The sequence below is a fragment of the Soehngenia longivitae genome (assembly GCF_004684055.1).
Classification (GTDB): Bacteria; Bacillota; Clostridia; order Tissierellales; family Tissierellaceae; genus Soehngenia; species Soehngenia longivitae.
Genome location: NZ_SRIB01000012.1, coordinates 1 through 16,387, shown reverse-complemented (window position 1 = coordinate 16,387; position 16,387 = coordinate 1). Strand labels below are relative to the sequence as shown.

Sequence of the window (16,387 nt, the reverse complement as noted above, 5' to 3'; positions counted from 1 at the left end):
ATGAAAGACAAACTGTTCTCTTGGAAAGATTTATACATTTACATCATTATATCCTTGGCTTTTATGATAATCATGTTGTTTTATCAGCCAATAATAAGCTTTATCATGGCTTTATTCATTGGGTATATGGTGTATTATAGTTTTAAATTGATCGAAGATACAAACCTCTTGTTTAAAAGAGCTATTGAAGAATTATCGAACACTTTTGATTCAGCTACAAAACATGCGATATTTAATATGCCATTTCCTATGATATTTATAGACGAATTGGGGAAAGTCACATGGTACAATACACCTTTTTTAAATCTATCACAGGAAGAGGATTTACTTAACAGACCTCTTACTGACTTGGTACCTCTTTTTAATATAAATTTACTAAAGAGCGCAAAGGAAAATGAACCAATAGACATAGAATTTAAAAATAGATATTATAAAGTGTTTCCAAATTTTTTGGAAAACAAGAGACAAAATGACAAAGAAAACCTCACAATACTGTACTGGGTAGATAATACTGATTTTATCGAATTATCGAGAGCGTATAGAAATGAAAGACCGATTATAATTTTAGCTTTCATTGATAATTATGATGATATAAAAAGTTCAACTCCTGATACACATAGACCAATCTTAATGGCTGAAATCGATAGAATGGTAAATGAGTATTTTAATCAGCACAATGCACTTGTGAGAAAATACGAAAGCGATAAATACATGATTGTCATAAATCAAGTGGATTTCGAGAAAATAAAACAAAGCAGGTTTGCACTTTTAGATCAATTAAGAGAATTGAAAATGGGAAATGCAATCCCTATAACTCTAAGTATTGGAGCTAGTCAAAAACAGGAGGGTTTACTTGATTCTTATAAAGATGCTAGAGCATCTATCGATGTGGCTTTGGGTAGAGGTGGAGATCAGGCAGTAGTAAATACAGGAAGTGGATTTGAGTTCTTTGGTGGAAAATCTAAAGCTGTGGAGAAGAGAAACAAAGTAAAAGCAAGAGTAATGGCGGATGCTTTAAAACAACTCATAACTCAAAGCGACAAAGTATTTATAATGAGTCATAAAAATCCTGACATGGACGCACTGGGTTCTGCTTTTGGCACTTTAAGGGGTGTAGTTGAAAATAAAAAAGAAGGTTATATAATATTTAATGAAGATAATCCTTCTATAAAGAATATGATTAGTTTGATGCAAACTGAAAGTCCTGAACTCATGGAAAGATTAATATCTACACAAAACGCTTTAGAAATGATCGGAGAAAATGATTTGTTGATAAGTGTGGATAATCACAAACCTAGTTTGGCAGAATCGATAGAAATGATAGATTCTATGTCAAAGATTGTAGTGATAGATCATCACAGGAGAGGCGCAGAGTTCATGGATGATTCTATGTTAGTTTATATCGAACCGTATGCATCAAGTGCATCAGAGCTTGTTACTGAGATAATCTCATACATGGGGTATGAGAACAAAATCACTAAATTTGAAGCAGAGGCACTTCTCGCAGGAATCACAGTAGACACTAAAAACTTTACTTTCCAAACAGGAGTTAGAACTTTTGAGGCTGCTTCTATACTCAAAAGAGCGGGAGCAGATACTTTAGTGGTCAAACAACTTTTTAGAGATGATTTCAATACATTTATAAACAAAGCAGAAGTCATAAGGTCTGCTAAGTTAGTCCATGACTCGATCGCCATTGGAAGACTTGAAAAAACTATGGACGATTCAATATTGATAGCTGCACAAGCAGCAAATGAGCTTTTAAATATAAACAATGTTGAAGCTTCATTTGTATTGTCTAAACTAAAAGACAGCATTCATATTTCGGGCAGAAGCCTAGGGAATATAAGTGTTCAACTTATACTAGAAAAACTTGGTGGAGGAGGGCACTTGACAAGTGCAGGCACTCAACTCCATAATGTATCAATCGAAGAAGCGGAAAAAATCCTAATAGAAACTATAGACAAATACTTACAAGAGGGTGATGAGAAATGAAAGTAATTTTATTAAAAGATGTAAAAGGGTTAGGTAAAGAAGGAGATTTAGTTAATTCAAAAGATGGATATGCTAGAAATTTTCTCTTTCCTAAAAATTTAGCTGTTGAAGCAAATGAAGAAAATTTAAAGAAATGGGAAGAAAGAAAAAAGGATGAGGCAAAAAAGATTCAACAAGAAATTGAATCTGCAAATGAAATGAAAGAAAGATTAGAAAATCTAACTGTCACATTGAAAGTTAAGACAGGAAGCCAAGGGAGGCTATTTGGCTCAATCACAGCATTGGACATAGCAAACAACTTAAAAGAACAACATGGCATAGACATAGATAAGAGAAAAATTGAATTAAAGGAAAACATAAAATCATTAGGCGAATTTGAAGCAGAAGTAAAGCTATATCAAGATATTGTAGCTAAGCTTAAGATAAATGCAGTTGCACTGTAGAGGTGGTAAAATTTGGACACAACATTAGGAAGAATTCCTCCAAATAACACTGAAGCTGAGGAATCAGTTATAGGAGCTATGCTCTTAGACAAAGAGGCGGTAAATACTGCACTAGAGATATTAAAGCCTGAAGACTTTTATAAAGAAGTAAATCAAGAGATTTTTAAAGCAATTATTTCACTATACAATAGAAACGAACCAGTAGACTTAGTGACTTTGTCTGAAGAACTTAGGAAGAGACAAACTCTAGAAAGTGTTGGGGGGATTTCTTACCTCGCAGATTTATCTATTTCTGTTGTTTCAGCTGCAAATACAAAGTATTATTGTGAAATAGTAAAAGAAAAATCAATCCTTAGAAGACTTATTAAATCAAGTGATGAGATAATGAGTCTTGCTTACCAAGACAATAAAGAAGTCAATCTCATATTGGAGAAGGCAGAAAAAGACATATTTGACATTACTCAAGGGGTACACAACAAAGGGTTTTACCCTATAAATGAAGTGCTTTTGAGGAGTTTTTCTCAGATTGAAGAGAGAGCAGCTAAAAAAGGCGAATTAACAGGACTTACTACAGGATTTACAGATATTGATTTGAAGCTATCAGGACTTCAAAAATCAGATTTGATTTTGCTTGCAGCTAGACCATCTATGGGAAAAACTGCCTTGGGAATAAATATTGCAACAAATGCAGCTATAAAAGGTGGAGCGAATGTAGCTATATTTTCGCTAGAGATGTCTAAAGAACAACTTGCCCAAAGAATAATCAGTTCTACAGCTCATGTAGATTTGCAGAAAATAATAAGTGGAAATTTATCAGAAGATGAGTGGATCCAAGTAGTAAACTCTATGGCTCCACTTTCTAAGATGAACATATTTATTGATGATACTGCAGGTATATCGCTAATGGAAATGAAAGCTAAATGCAGGAGAATGAAAGTAGAGAAAGGCATTGACCTAATTGTAATAGATTATTTGCAATTAGTTGAAACTGATTCTAAATCTGAGAATAGGCAACAAGAAATTTCAGCTATATCAAGAGGATTAAAAGCAATTGCAAAAGAGATGGAATGCCCAGTACTTGCTTTATCTCAGCTCTCAAGAGCACCTGAATTAAGATCTGATCATAGGCCTATACTTTCAGACTTGAGAGAATCTGGAGCAATCGAACAAGATGCAGATGTAGTATTATTCTTATATAGAGATGACTATTACAATGAAGACTCGGAAAAGAAAAATATCGGGGAAATAATCATAGCAAAACACAGAAATGGACCTACAGGAAAAGTAGAACTAGCATTTAAGAAAGAGTATACGAAGTTTTTAAATCTAGAAAGGTACATGGATGGCCAATAAAAGCATTAATTATTTGTGACTTATTAAAGGCTTCGGGGGGAACTTCGAAGCTTTTTTGGAGGTTAATATGAAGCTTAAAGGCAAAAGAATAACCATTGAAGATTTAAAGCTAGAAGATGTATATGAGATGGTCAATTGGGGAAAACATGAAAATGTGCTATTAGCTGATTACAATTTCCCTTTCAGAACCGATTCAGATATTAAGAAATGGTACAATATAAAGACAAAGCCTCTTAGAAATCACTATTATAGTGTGAGAAATGAAAATGGAATTTTAATAGGGTATTTCGGAATAAAGGACAAGAAATACATATTTAGAAGTGCATATCTTGGGATAGTGTTTGATCCTAATTTTTTAGACATGGGGTATGGCACGGAAACATTCATGACATTTTTACCATATTATTTTGGGAAGATGAAAATGCTAACACTATACTTAGAAGTGGCAGAATTTAATGACAGAGCATATCATCTATATCAAAAGATAGGCTTTCAAAAAATAGCATATTATCTAGATGTTTTCCCTGAGCAGAGTTTAGATATAAGAAATCCATATTTCGTGGAAAAAAGAGATGCTTTTGTGATAGAAGATGGTATAATATATCAACAGATATTCAGGATGAAATTGACTAGACATAAGTTTTTTAGTCTATTTAAGGATGGGGAGAAAGATGGATTTTACGCTTGAAACAACTGATATGGACTTAGGGGATACTCCTATAGAAAATATATTTTTAAATGATTTTATGCCCATGGCAAATGGGACATATGTAAAAGTTTACCTGTTGGGATATAAATACGCTCATGATAGAGATTTAAACATAGAGGTAAATAATAAAACTATTGCAAAGCATTTAGACATTCCGCTAGAAGATGTACTAAGAGCTTGGGATTTTTGGGAGAGTAAGGGTATTATTAAAAAAGAAGGCGAGGGAGTAAACCATAAAGTCACATTTCTAAATTTAAAACAGCTATATATTAAAAACAACTTTAAGAAGAATAAGGAAGAAAAAGAAGAAAATGTATTAGAAAAAGAAGTCATTGAAGCTAATCAAATACCATCAATAAACAATATGTTTACAAATATAGATTATTTGATGCATAGGGGTCTTCAACCAACAGAAAAAATGGAAATAATAAGATGGATAAAGGAATACAATATGAATCCAGATGTCATTGAGAAAGCTTTTAACTATTCTTGTGAAATAAAGGGAAAGAGAAGTATAAAGTACGTTGAGGGTATCATTAGAAATTGGTATGACTTGGGACTTACAAATATCGATTCAGTAATTGATTATTTTAAAAACGAAGATGAAAAATACTATAGATATCAAAAGGTCATGAAAGCATTGGGGCTGTCACATAAAGGAGTTAATGTAGGCGATTTTAAACTAATAAACAAATGGTTTGATGAATATGGATATTCGTTAGAAGTTGTGTTAAAAGGGTGTGAAAAAGCAAGTAATGTGATGTATCCTACTGTAAAATACATAGACGGAGTGATCACCGATTGGCATAAGAAAGGGTTTAAAACAGTAGAAGATATTGATCAGTTTGATAAAAAAGAAGTAAAAGAAAAAGTGAAGGTGAACTCTGCCAATAAAAACAAAAAAACTCAAAATAGATTTCACAATTTTGAACAGAGGAGCAATAACTACACTAAAGAAGAGTTAGAAGAGATATTTAAGAAAAAAAGAGAGAACTATCAAAAAAATACAAAAGGTGATGTAAATGGCTAATCCCCTGTTTAAAGAGATAGAAGAGGAATTTGAAAGAAAGAGAGATAAAAACAAGAGGTCGCTCATAACAAGGCAAAACAAAATCTACAAAATGATACCTAAAGTAAAAGAAATAGACGACAAAATAAAACTGACATCATTAAAAATGGCAAAAGAAATTCTATCAAATCCTGATGATAATGAAAAAATAGTTCAAAAAACAAAGGAAGAAATTGATAAGCTAAAGATGGAAAAAGCCTATATATTAAGTGAGGCAAATATCCCAATAGATTATTTGGAATTAAAATACGACTGTGATAAATGCAAAGACACAGGATATCTTGAAGATGGGAACAAATGTCATTGTTTAATGCAATCCCTCATAAACAGAGCATATAAGATGTCCAATTTGGAAACTATATTAGAAAAAGAGAATTTTAAGAACTTTGACATAAATGTATTTAGCAATGAACCATTTGAAGATGAAAAGCTCACTCCTAGGGAGAATATGCTTGATATATTGAGCATTGCAGAGAGTTTTGTAGCGGATTTTGATAAACCAAATGCACCTAACTTGCTATTTTATGGCACGACAGGACTGGGGAAAACATATCTTTGCAGTTGTATTGCTAAAGCGCTATTAGACAAGAATAAAATAGTAATATATCAAACGGCCTTCACAATACTGGAACTATTGAGCAATAGGAGATTTAGGGCTGAAATGAGTGAAATGAGCGAGTTTGAGTATAATCTTCTATTTGAATGCGATCTCCTTATAATAGACGATTTAGGGACAGAGATAACAAATACTTTTACAAATGCTGAGATTTTCAATATAGTAAACACTAGAATATTGAAAAATAAAAAGACTATAATATCGACAAATTTGACACCAAATGAACTTTCATCGGTTTATACAGATAGAGTTTTTTCAAGAATATCAGATAAATTTTTACCACTTAAATTTTATGGAAAAGATTTAAGATGGGAATAATTGAAAGGGGAAAGAAATGGCGAATAAAGGTTCTTCAGTACAAAATTATTTTGTTAAAGTTTTAAATGGAATGGCGCAAGGACTTTTTGCTTCACTTCTAATAGGACTGATAATAAAACAAATAGGAACATATACAGGTATCGAACAACTTGTTGTATTTGGCAATATTGCACAAAAGCTTATGGGGCCTGCGATTGGAGTAGGAGTAGCATACAGCATAGGTGCACCTCCACTTGGGATATTTGCAGCAGCTGTTACAGGAGCCATTGGTGCAAATACAGTAATTTTTGATGGAGCTACTACAATTATTCAAACTGGAGAACCTGTAGGAGCATTTGTTGCAGCATTAGTTGGTGCAGAAGTTTCAAAATTAGTAGGAGGGAAAACTAAATTTGATATAATACTGATACCGCTTACATCAATAGTTGTAGGTGGAATGACTGGTTATTACATAAGCCCATATATAGCAGCTATGATGAATGGACTGGGAGAATTTATAAATAATCTTACGGAGCTTCATCCAATCCCAATGGGAATAACTATTTCAGTTGTAATGGGGATTATACTCACACTTCCAATAAGTTCAGCAGCACTTGCGATGTCACTGAATTTATCTGGATTAGCTGCAGGAGCAGCAACTGTAGGATGTGCTGCGAATATGATCGGCTTTGCGGTAGCATCTTATAGGGAAAATAAAATGGGTGGACTAGTCGCTCAAGGGCTTGGAACATCAATGCTCCAAATTCCTAATATCATAAAAAATCCGCGTATCTGGATACCAGCAATTGTAGCATCTGCAGTATTAGGACCTATTTCCACGGCTGTTTTGAAACTTGAAAGTAGTGCGATAGGAGCTGGGATGGGGACGAGCGGCTTAGTTGGACAAATAGCAATGATAGAAACTATGGGTGCTTCTACTTATGTAATTACTTCCATAATTCTCATGCATTTTATACTCCCCGGCATAATAGCTTTTGCAGTGTCTGAGTGGATGAGAAAAAAAGGATGGATTAAAAGGGGAGACATGCAACTTTAGAGGAGGAAAAATATGGACAAAAGACCCATTGGGGTAATAGACTCTGGGATTGGCGGTTTAACAGTAATTGATTCCATACAAAAAATACTGCCAAGTGAAGACATCATTTATTTTGGAGACAATATAAATGTACCTTATGGAAATAGACAAGAAGAAGAGATTTATGAATTGACAATGAAGATGTTGAAATTCCTAGAAAAGAAGAATGTAAAATTGGTAGCTATCGCTTGCAACACGATTTCAGCGATATCAAAAGAATTTGAAGGGAAGTTAAATTACCCAATAATAGATATAGTAGAACCTACGATTGATCATATAATAAAAAGCGGTATAGGGAAAATTGCAATATTTGGAACAGAATTTACTATCAATAAAAAAGTTTATGAAAAAAAGCTAAAAGAAAGATCTCAAAACATGGAGATTTTTAGCATAAAAAGTAGGGAGCTAGCTAAACTTATTGATCAAGGTAAATTCGATTCTTTTGAAACTGTAGAGTGCTTAAAAGATAGGATAAATGCAATAAAAGAATCTGGAGACATTTACAATGTTGTCTTAGCATGTACACATTATCCTATAATTGAGGATCTATTTTATAAGATTGATTCTAATTTAAACTATATTAATCCTGCTATACATGAAGCTGTTGCAGTAAAGCATTACTTAAAAGACAATGATATGTTAAATACAGAAGGTAAAGGAAACATTAGCATTTATACAACCGGAGATGTTGAGATATACAAGAAAGTGCTTAAAAAACTAAATTTGAAGAAAGCTAAGAAGATAAAAGTCACATATTTATAATATGATTGTGATGTTGGGGACCTATTTATCAAGGAAGAAGTGATTCCAATGGGTTACAAATTATATGGGAAATGATGTTTTCGGCTACAACAGAGATCAATCAGCATCTACAATTCATGAAGGAGACATGGAGATCGCTTCAATTATAATTAACTTATCATACAACAAATAATGGAATTAATAAGATTATTTAAATAGACTAAGGAGGAACCCTAAGTGAATATTGAAGTTGAAGCTATCATAGCTCCATTCCTCGACAAAGATAAAAAGGTAACAAAAATTCCAAGGAAGAGAAAAAAATTGATTTGTGTGTTGATGTATTTATCAGATAAATTTGATCCACATATAGAATATAAAGAAAGTGAAGTTAATGAAATTTTAAATAACTGGCACACATTTAATGACTATGCGACTTTAAGAAGATTGCTTTATGATATGGGGTTTTTAAATAGAGATAAATCAGGTAGTGTATACAAACTTAGTGAAGAAGCACTAAGTTTAAACGATTTTGATTTATGGATAAAGGGAAACCATTAAGGAGTTGCCAAGTGAAGTAACATATGCATACCTTGAACCGTTTATTGAAATTGAAAAATATTATAACATAATTGATCATTAAATAAGTAAAACTTCATCACAAATAATTCACTGGCAATGTGGAATTTTTACATTTTCCTTGACAATGCCAGTCCTCATGGTATAATTAAATTTAATATAATACAGATAGTGATGAAGGGATATAATGAGTAAGAAAACCTCAAAGAGAGTCAATGGCTGGTGTAAATTGACAGGTGGAATTATTTATTTCCGACCCTGAACTAATTTCTATTCGAGTGAGCTTTTAGCTAACTAGGGTGGCAACGCGGGTAACTCTCGTCCCTAAGATTTGGGATTGAGAGTTTATTTTTTTATACGAGGGGTGATAGAATGTTAGATATTAAAAGAATTAGAATGGATGCAGAAAATGTAAAACAAGCATTGGGGAAAAGAGGTGGAGATTACCCGATAGATAAAGTTTTGGATTTAGATGAAAAAAGAAGACAGACTCTAGTTGAGCTTGAAAACTTAAAGAGTGAGCAAAACAGAGTATCTAGAGAAATTCCAAAACTAAGAAAAGAAGGTAAAGACACCACAAAAATTTTAGAGGAAATGAAAGAGATAGCTGAAAAAACAAAAGAGCTAGATCAAATTGTAAAGGAAGTAGATGAAGATATTAGGGAATTGCTATTAAACATCCCTAACACACCACATGAATCAGTGGTAGTAGGAGGTTCCGACGCAGACAACGTCGAAATGAGAAGAGTAGGAGAAGTGAAAAACTTTGATTTCGAACCAAAGGCTCATTGGGATATTGGAACAGAGCTTGGAATACTTGATTTTGAAAGGGCTACTAAAATTGCTGGAACAAGGTTTAGTGTATTTAGAGGTGATGGAGCAAGACTGGAGAGAGCGATCACAAACTTCATGTTAGATCTACACACTAAAAATCACGGGTATACAGAAATGGCAACACCATATATGGTAAACAGGGATTGCATGATTGGAACAGGACAATTGCCTAAATTTGAAGAAGATATGTTCTATGTGCCAAGTAAAGACTTCTTTTTAGTGCCTACTGCGGAAGTCCCTTTGACAAATCTTTTAAGAAATGAAATAGTAGATGAAGAGGATTTGCCAATGTATTTAACTGCATATACTCCTTGCTTTAGATTGGAAGCTGGCTCTGCAGGTAGAGATACAAGAGGTCTTATAAGAAATCACCAATTTGACAAAGTGGAAATGGTTAAATTTGCACTTCCTGAAAATTCATATGATGAATTAGAAACTTTGACAAGAGATGCTGAAGATGTACTCAAATTGTTAAAGATTCCATACAGAGTAGTCATGCTATGCTCAGGAGATTTGGGTTTTTCATCAGCTAAAACTTATGACATAGAAGTGTGGATGCCAAGCTACAACAGATATGTTGAAATTTCAAGCTGCAGTAACTTTGAAGATTATCAAGCAAGAAGAGCAAATATAAGGTTTAGAAGGAAAGACGATAAGAAAGTCGAATATGTACACACATTAAATGGTTCTGGACTTGCAGTGGGAAGGACATTTGCAGCAATTTTGGAAAATTATCAACAAGCAGATGGTACTGTCGTAGTTCCTGAAGTTTTAAGAAAATACATGGATGGAAAAGAAGTAATCGACGGCAAATAAAATTAAATAGATTTAATATTTCAGAAAGCTCAGGTTGTTCACCTGAGCTTTTTGAATTTATATAAAAATAAAATTGCAAATAAATCAATAATGCGAAAATAATAATAGCAATTAAAGGTACTTTATTGTATAATATTTTCATATAAATGCATAAAAGCAAAATAAAAAATTCAAAAGGAGTGATACTATGAAGAAGAATTTATCTTTACTATTAGCTATGATATTGATAGTAAGCCTAGTTGGCGGATGCAGCTCTGGTGGAGATGACACAAACGGTGATGCTGGATCAAAACCTGAGAACATATTTATATCTATTGCAACAGGAGGAACAGGTGGAACATATTACCCTTTGGGAGGAGCTATCGCGAAGATATTTAATGAAAATGTCGAAGGAGTCACTGCAAATGCTCAGTCTACAGGTGCTAGTGTAGAGAATATAAATTTACTATCTCAAGGGGAAGCTGAAGTTGGATTTGTACAAAATGATGTTACTTATTATGCATGGACTGGGACTGAAACTTTTCAAGACAAAGAGAAAGTGACAAACATAAGAGGAATGGCAATGCTATATCCTGAAGTAATTCAGATAATTGCCACTAAAGATTCCGGAATAAAATCAGTAGAAGATTTAAAAGGAAAGAAAGTTGCAGTTGGAGCACCTGGATCAGGAACTGAAGTGAATGCTAGACAAATCCTAGCAGAATATGGGATTACATATGATGACTTAGGTAAAGCAGATTACTTGTCTTTCAATGAAGCTAGTGATCAATTAAAGAATGAGCAAATCGATGCAGCATTTGTAACGGCAGCTATTCCAACATCAGCAGTGACTGAAGTCACTCAAACAGCTGATATTGTTCTGGTATCTTTGGATAAAGACAAAATTGAATCATTAAAAGAGAAATATCCTTTCTACACTGAAGTTACTATACCAAAGGACAGTTATAGAAATCAAACTGAAGATGTAGTTGCAGCTGCTGTAATGGCAATGCTGATTGTCCCTGAAGATTTAGATGAGGATTTAGTTTACAATATGACCAAGTCAATTTTTGAAAATAGACAAGTTATAATAGATACACATGACAAAGGAAACGACATAAAACTTGAAACTGCTCTAGAAGGCATGCCAATTGATTTACACCCAGGTGCTGAAAAATACTATGTTGAACAGGGAATTAAGTAATGATGATTTTAAGAAGGGCTCTTCAAATAGAGGAGCTTTTCTAGTAATAATTTTATTATTAGTAATATTTATGATACTCTCTTATCCTTTGGATTTATTAGTTGTGAGCGATTATAAAAGTGGGGAAATTTTAAAAGAATGGATTTTAAAAGAAGATAGTTTCGAAATTTCTTATACTCATTCTGTAGAACTTACAGAAGTTGAGGAACACTATGAGATTGATGGAGAATATATAGTCTTAAATGAAACAATTTTTAGATCATATGGAGCAGGTTTACCTGCAACAACAAAATATGACTTCGAAAAAACAAAAGATGGCTTTAGAATTTATAATATTGACGAAAAATTTAAAGAACTGATTTATAGGACTGGAGCTGTTAGAGCAGATCACAGGGTGATTTTAAATAATAAGGAATATAAATTTTCAGATTTTTCAACTCCAATGCAGGCTATCAAATTCAGTTCAAGAAAAATTAGCTTCATAAGATATTTGACAAGGGGGTTATAAAATTGGGGAATAAAGATAGTTCTCACATTGATGAAAACCTAGACGTAGATATATTATTAGAATCATATGATAAAGAGACTTCTAAGCTTAGAAAACTAGGGGGAAATATTAAGAACATAACAAGAGCTATTGCTATAGCAATGTCCTTATTCCACCTCTACACAGCAGGATTTGGAACACTCTTATCGTATAAACAAAGATCTCTTCACATAATGTTTGCATTTGTATTGGGGTTTTTACTTTATCCATCTAGCAAAAAATCAAATAAAGAAAAACCTTCTTTGCTGGATTATATTTATATAATATTGACAGTTGTAGTTTTCGGTTATATATTTGTTTTTTCTGATACTATTGCGGCAAAAGGTGGAAGTGCAACAAATATTGACTTAGTATTAGGACTACTAGCTATTCTAATTACATTAGAGATTACAAGAAGAGCAGTAGGACCTGAACTTCCAATAGTTGCTATTTTATTTCTGATTTATGCGTATTTTGGTCCATATATGCCTGGACTGTTAGCTCATAGGGGGTTTTCAATAGAGAGAATAATCTCTCACATGTACTTAGGTCTAGAGGGAATTATGGGAATACCATTGGGAGTTTCTGCTACTTTTGTATTTATGTTCATATTATTTGGTGCAATACTTGATAAAACAGGAGTAGGTAAGTTTTTTATAGATTTAGCTTATGGATTGACAGGCAGCTTTAAAAGTGGGCCTGCAATGACTGCAGTAGTCGCAAGTGGCTTTATGGGGTCGATATCAGGAAGTTCAGTTGCAAATACAGTAACCACAGGAGCTTTTACAATTCCGCTGATGAAAAAAACAGGATATAAACCATATTTCGCAGGGGCTGTAGAAGCTGCTGCATCTACTGGAGGACAGATTATGCCGCCGGTAATGGGTGCAGCTGCATTTATAATGGCGGAGTTTACAGGAATTCCATATTCAAAGATAATAATTGCTGCTGCTATTCCTGCCATACTCTATTATTTTGCAGTGGGTACTATGGTGCATCTTGAAGCATCAAAGCTAGGGCTTAAAGGATTGCCAAGAGAAATGTTACCAAGCATAAGAAAACTACTTATTAGCAAAGGGTATTTACTGGTTCCGTTAATTTCAGTTATAGTATTTTTAGTTTCAGGCAATACTCCAACATTAGCTGCTTTTAAAGCTATTATTATAAGTATAGCTGTAGCCATAATAGTTGCTATAGTTAAAAAAGATAAATCATTTACTTTCAAAGATTTTTTAGATGCACTTGAAGCTGGAGCCAAGGGAGCTATAACAGTAGCATGCGCATGTGCATGTGCGGGAATGATAGTTGGAGTTGTAACCCTAACGGGTTTAGGCTTAAGAATAGCAGAAATAATAGTAACTCTAGCAAATGGAAATTTACTTCTCACATTATTTTTTACAATGATAGCATCAATTATTTTGGGTATGGGGCTACCTACAACGGCAAAATATATTGTATTAGCAACTATGGCAGTACCTGCACTTGTTACCCTTGATGTAAACCTAATGGCAGCTCATCTGTTTATTTTATATTTTGGGGTAGTAGCAGATATAACTCCACCTGTTGCATTAGCCGCATATGCAGGAGCAGGGATAGCGGGAGCAAATTCAATGAAAACAGGGTTACAGGCTGTGAAATTGGCACTTGCCGCCTTTATAGTACCATATATTTTTGCGATAGATCCTCACCTGATACTCGTAGAAAATGTAGTAGGAGGAGAAGTACAATTTATATCGGTATTTCAAGCTCTGCCAGTAGCGTTAAGTGCTATGATAGGCATAGTTTGTTTAGCAGCAGCAGTTGAAGGGCATTTAATCAAAAACACTAATATAATAGAAAGAATTGCATTATTAGCAGCAGCTTTGTTGCTGTTAAAACCAGGAATTTTAACTGATTCTTTTGGAATAATTGTACTTGTTGTGATATATTTTTTACAAAGAAATAAACTAAAAAATCCCCCTGCTTTTGAATAAAGACTGTGGCTTGCCACAGTCTTTTTAAATATCAACTTTAAATAATATAGGCTTATGAGCTAATTCAACAGATTGGTTTTCGATGATTATTTTAGAACCGTCGTATAGATTTTCATATTCTCCATCATCAATTTTTGGTATATCAAAATAACCTTCAGAATGAGATTCTAATTTTAATTTACCAGTTTTTCCCTCTACATTGAATACCCCAAATAACCACTCACCATTTAACACATAAGTCCCAAGAATTACACCTTTTTTGTCAATATTATGCAATTTATATCTACCGTTTGCAAAAATCGGCAATTTCTTGAGTTCAGCAAATTTTTTAAGCTTTAAATGGAAATCTGACTTTAATCCACTCCAATCAACAGGATCTTTGTCAAATAAAGATGGAAGTTTTTTATCCTTTGCTTCTTGACCAGCATATATAAGAGTGGACCCTTTTTCAAAGAACAAAAATGCGCTCCATTGTAAAAGCAAATCTTCTGGCAACATTGAAGCTATTCTCGGCCTGTCGTGATTTTCAAGGTATCTTAATTTAACATAATTTTCAGGATAGATGTACTCTTGTATCCTTTTTTTCTCTAAATAATCCTCAAGAGTTGCTTCTCCATTTAGGTATTTTAAAAATTCTCCATGTGTATCATAGTCATAGCATATATCAAATGCTTGATACATTTCGCAATCAGATGCAGCATATATGCCTTGATTTCTTACATATTCTAAGAATGAACCCTCAATCGTTTCTGCAAGCATTATTATATCAGGATTTATCTCTTTTAACTTTTCTCTTGCTTCAAGCCAAAACTCAATTGGCACCATACTTGCGACATCACATCTAAATCCATCAACTCCAAGGCTTGCCCAATATTTTAAAGCTTCAATTTGTTTGTCCCAAAGCTTTCTATTCGCATAATCTAAATCTATGATGTCAGACCAGTCAGCTACTTTGTTTCCCAGCGAACCATCGCTTTTTCTATAGTAAAAATCTGGATTTTCGGTTAAATAAATTGAATCATGAGAAGTATGATTGTAAACAACATCGATCATAACTTTTAAATTTAACTGATGAGCTCTGTTGAGTAAGTTGGTAAAATCATTTAATGTACCATAATCTTCATTTATCTGCATATAGTCATAAATCGAGTATGGGGAACCTAGGCTACCCTTTCTATTTACTTTACCTACTGGATGTATTGGCATAAGCCAAACTATATCCATGCTCAAGCTTTTAATCCTTTCTAAATCGTTAGTTACTGAATTAAAATCACCCTTTTCAGAGTGATTTCTCACATATACTTCATAGATTGTCATATTTCTAAGTGAAATATCTGTATCTTTTGCCATGGCTAAGCTCCTTTCAAATCATATGATATTAATTTATAATTATAGCATAAATCATATAAATATTATATGATAAGAATATGAAAAGAAAGGGTGGGAATATGAATCAAAAAGAGAGAATGCTAAATCAACTTCCATATAAATCAAATTTTGATGGGTTATTGGAGGACAGACTCAAAAACAAGAGAAAAATTTATGATTATAATCACACATACCCAGATGAATTAGAGAAACTACATGAAATGATCAAAGATATAGTCATAACAAAGGGTAGGATTCACATAGAACCTCCATTTTATTGTGACTATGGTTATAACATAGAAATCGGTGATGGATTTTATGCAAATCACAATTTAGTTATACTCGATGTAGGGAAAGTCACCATAGGAAAAAACTGTCTATTTGCAACAAATGTTTCGATTCTCACAGCAGGGCATCCAATTCATCCAGATACAAGAAATTCAGGATATGAATATGGCATACCCATAAAAATTGGGGACAATGTCTGGCTAGGCGGTTCAGTAGTTGTTTTGCCTGGAGTGACAATCGGGAACAATGTCGTAATTGGCGCAGGCAGTGTGGTTACAAAAGATATCCCAGATGATGTAGTAGCTATAGGGAATCCTTGTAAAGTTATTAGAAGTATCACAGAAGAAGATAGAAAATACTATTTTAAAGACAGAATATTCGATGTAGAAGATTACTTAGTGTAAAATAATTGTTGGACAAAGAACATAAAAATATAGAGAATAATTCTCCTTTTGATATAATGTAATTGGAAAACCACAATAAAGAAAGGAGAATATTCTCTAT

At 33.3% G+C, this 16,387-nt stretch carries 15 protein-coding genes; 14 read left to right on the top strand and 1 reads right to left on the bottom strand.

Annotated features, from left to right (window positions below; translation table 11 throughout):
- The 13 genes from E4100_RS08280 (at window position 1) to E4100_RS08220 (ending at window position 14,227) form a co-directional block, all read left to right on the top strand.
- On the top strand, window positions 1–1,995 hold the full coding sequence (locus tag E4100_RS08280; RefSeq protein WP_135271579.1) for a DHH family phosphoesterase: 1,995 nt from the start codon (window positions 1–3) through the stop codon (window positions 1,993–1,995).
- The gene (gene rplI, locus E4100_RS08275; protein WP_135271578.1) at window positions 1,992–2,438 is read left to right on the top strand and encodes a 50S ribosomal protein L9; all 447 of its coding nucleotides are present in this window, start codon (window positions 1,992–1,994) and stop codon (window positions 2,436–2,438) included. Before E4100_RS08280 ends, rplI begins: the two co-directional genes overlap by 4 nt.
- 12 nt (window positions 2,439–2,450) lie before the next feature.
- Entirely contained in the window at window positions 2,451–3,791 is a 1,341-nt protein-coding gene (gene dnaB / locus E4100_RS08270) for a replicative DNA helicase (protein ID WP_135271577.1), read from the top strand.
- A gap of 67 nt (window positions 3,792–3,858) precedes the next feature.
- Window positions 3,859–4,479: a GNAT family N-acetyltransferase gene (locus E4100_RS08265; protein WP_135271576.1), complete on the top strand. Its 621-nt coding sequence runs from the start codon at window positions 3,859–3,861 to the stop codon at window positions 4,477–4,479.
- Complete coding sequence (locus tag E4100_RS08260; RefSeq protein WP_135271575.1) at window positions 4,463–5,530, top strand: DnaD domain protein; 1,068 nt, start codon at window positions 4,463–4,465, stop codon at window positions 5,528–5,530. The genes E4100_RS08265 and E4100_RS08260 overlap by 17 nt, the downstream gene beginning before the upstream one ends.
- Window positions 5,523–6,503 carry an ATP-binding protein gene (locus tag E4100_RS08255; protein ID WP_135271574.1) on the top strand — a complete coding sequence of 327 codons (981 nt, stop codon included), beginning with the start codon at window positions 5,523–5,525 and terminating at the stop codon, window positions 6,501–6,503. The genes E4100_RS08260 and E4100_RS08255 overlap by 8 nt, the downstream gene beginning before the upstream one ends.
- A 16-nt stretch (window positions 6,504–6,519) precedes the next feature.
- Window positions 6,520–7,539 (top strand): PTS sugar transporter subunit IIC, encoded by a 1,020-nt coding sequence (locus E4100_RS08250; protein WP_135271573.1) that lies wholly within the window; start codon window positions 6,520–6,522, stop codon window positions 7,537–7,539.
- A 12-nt stretch (window positions 7,540–7,551) separates the two neighbouring features.
- Entirely contained in the window at window positions 7,552–8,340 is a 789-nt protein-coding gene (gene murI / locus E4100_RS08245) for a glutamate racemase (RefSeq protein ID WP_135271572.1), read from the top strand.
- Between the two features lie 216 nt (window positions 8,341–8,556).
- On the top strand, window positions 8,557–8,877 hold the full coding sequence (locus E4100_RS08240) for a DUF2087 domain-containing protein (RefSeq protein WP_135271571.1): 321 nt from the start codon (window positions 8,557–8,559) through the stop codon (window positions 8,875–8,877).
- A 390-nt stretch (window positions 8,878–9,267) separates the two neighbouring features.
- Window positions 9,268–10,545 (top strand): serine--tRNA ligase, encoded by a 1,278-nt coding sequence (gene serS, locus E4100_RS08235; protein WP_135271570.1) that lies wholly within the window; start codon window positions 9,268–9,270, stop codon window positions 10,543–10,545.
- Between the two features lie 187 nt (window positions 10,546–10,732).
- Window positions 10,733–11,728, top strand: coding sequence for a TAXI family TRAP transporter solute-binding subunit (locus E4100_RS08230; protein WP_135271569.1), 996 nt, complete (start codon window positions 10,733–10,735; stop codon window positions 11,726–11,728).
- Window positions 11,706–12,236 carry a DUF1850 domain-containing protein gene (locus E4100_RS08225; RefSeq protein ID WP_135271568.1) on the top strand — a complete coding sequence of 177 codons (531 nt, stop codon included), beginning with the start codon at window positions 11,706–11,708 and terminating at the stop codon, window positions 12,234–12,236. The genes E4100_RS08230 and E4100_RS08225 overlap by 23 nt, the downstream gene beginning before the upstream one ends.
- Before the next feature lie 2 nt (window positions 12,237–12,238).
- Window positions 12,239–14,227, top strand: coding sequence for a TRAP transporter permease (locus E4100_RS08220; RefSeq protein WP_245196383.1), 1,989 nt, complete (start codon window positions 12,239–12,241; stop codon window positions 14,225–14,227).
- 24 nt (window positions 14,228–14,251) lie between these two features.
- On the opposite strand, the gene E4100_RS08215 is transcribed toward E4100_RS08220, so the two are convergent.
- Window positions 14,252–15,577 carry an alpha-amylase family glycosyl hydrolase gene (locus E4100_RS08215; protein WP_135271566.1) on the bottom strand — a complete coding sequence of 442 codons (1,326 nt, stop codon included), beginning with the start codon at window positions 15,575–15,577 and terminating at the stop codon, window positions 14,252–14,254.
- Window positions 15,578–15,675: 98 nt separating this feature from the next.
- On the opposite strand from E4100_RS08215, the gene E4100_RS08210 reads away from it, so the two are divergent.
- The gene (locus E4100_RS08210) at window positions 15,676–16,287 is read left to right on the top strand and encodes a sugar O-acetyltransferase (RefSeq protein ID WP_135271565.1); all 612 of its coding nucleotides are present in this window, start codon (window positions 15,676–15,678) and stop codon (window positions 16,285–16,287) included.
- The last annotated feature ends 100 nt before the right edge of the window (window positions 16,288–16,387 follow it).

Coding starts and splice junctions, on each gene's coding strand:
- serS (WP_135271570.1), top strand. CDS start 9,268: ATGTTAGATATTAAAAGAATTAGAATGGATGCAGAAAATGTAAAACAA.
- E4100_RS08260 (WP_135271575.1), top strand. CDS start 4,463: ATGGATTTTACGCTTGAAACAACTGATATGGACTTAGGGGATACTCCT.
- rplI (WP_135271578.1), top strand. CDS start 1,992: ATGAAAGTAATTTTATTAAAAGATGTAAAAGGGTTAGGTAAAGAAGGA.
- E4100_RS08280 (WP_135271579.1), top strand. CDS start 1: ATGAAAGACAAACTGTTCTCTTGGAAAGATTTATACATTTACATCATT.
- E4100_RS08230 (WP_135271569.1), top strand. CDS start 10,733: ATGAAGAAGAATTTATCTTTACTATTAGCTATGATATTGATAGTAAGC.
- E4100_RS08210 (WP_135271565.1), top strand. CDS start 15,676: ATGAATCAAAAAGAGAGAATGCTAAATCAACTTCCATATAAATCAAAT.
- E4100_RS08250 (WP_135271573.1), top strand. CDS start 6,520: ATGGCGAATAAAGGTTCTTCAGTACAAAATTATTTTGTTAAAGTTTTA.
- E4100_RS08225 (WP_135271568.1), top strand. CDS start 11,706: ATGTTGAACAGGGAATTAAGTAATGATGATTTTAAGAAGGGCTCTTCA.
- E4100_RS08255 (WP_135271574.1), top strand. CDS start 5,523: ATGGCTAATCCCCTGTTTAAAGAGATAGAAGAGGAATTTGAAAGAAAG.
- E4100_RS08215 (WP_135271566.1), bottom strand. CDS start 15,577: ATGGCAAAAGATACAGATATTTCACTTAGAAATATGACAATCTATGAA.
- murI (WP_135271572.1), top strand. CDS start 7,552: ATGGACAAAAGACCCATTGGGGTAATAGACTCTGGGATTGGCGGTTTA.
- E4100_RS08265 (WP_135271576.1), top strand. CDS start 3,859: ATGAAGCTTAAAGGCAAAAGAATAACCATTGAAGATTTAAAGCTAGAA.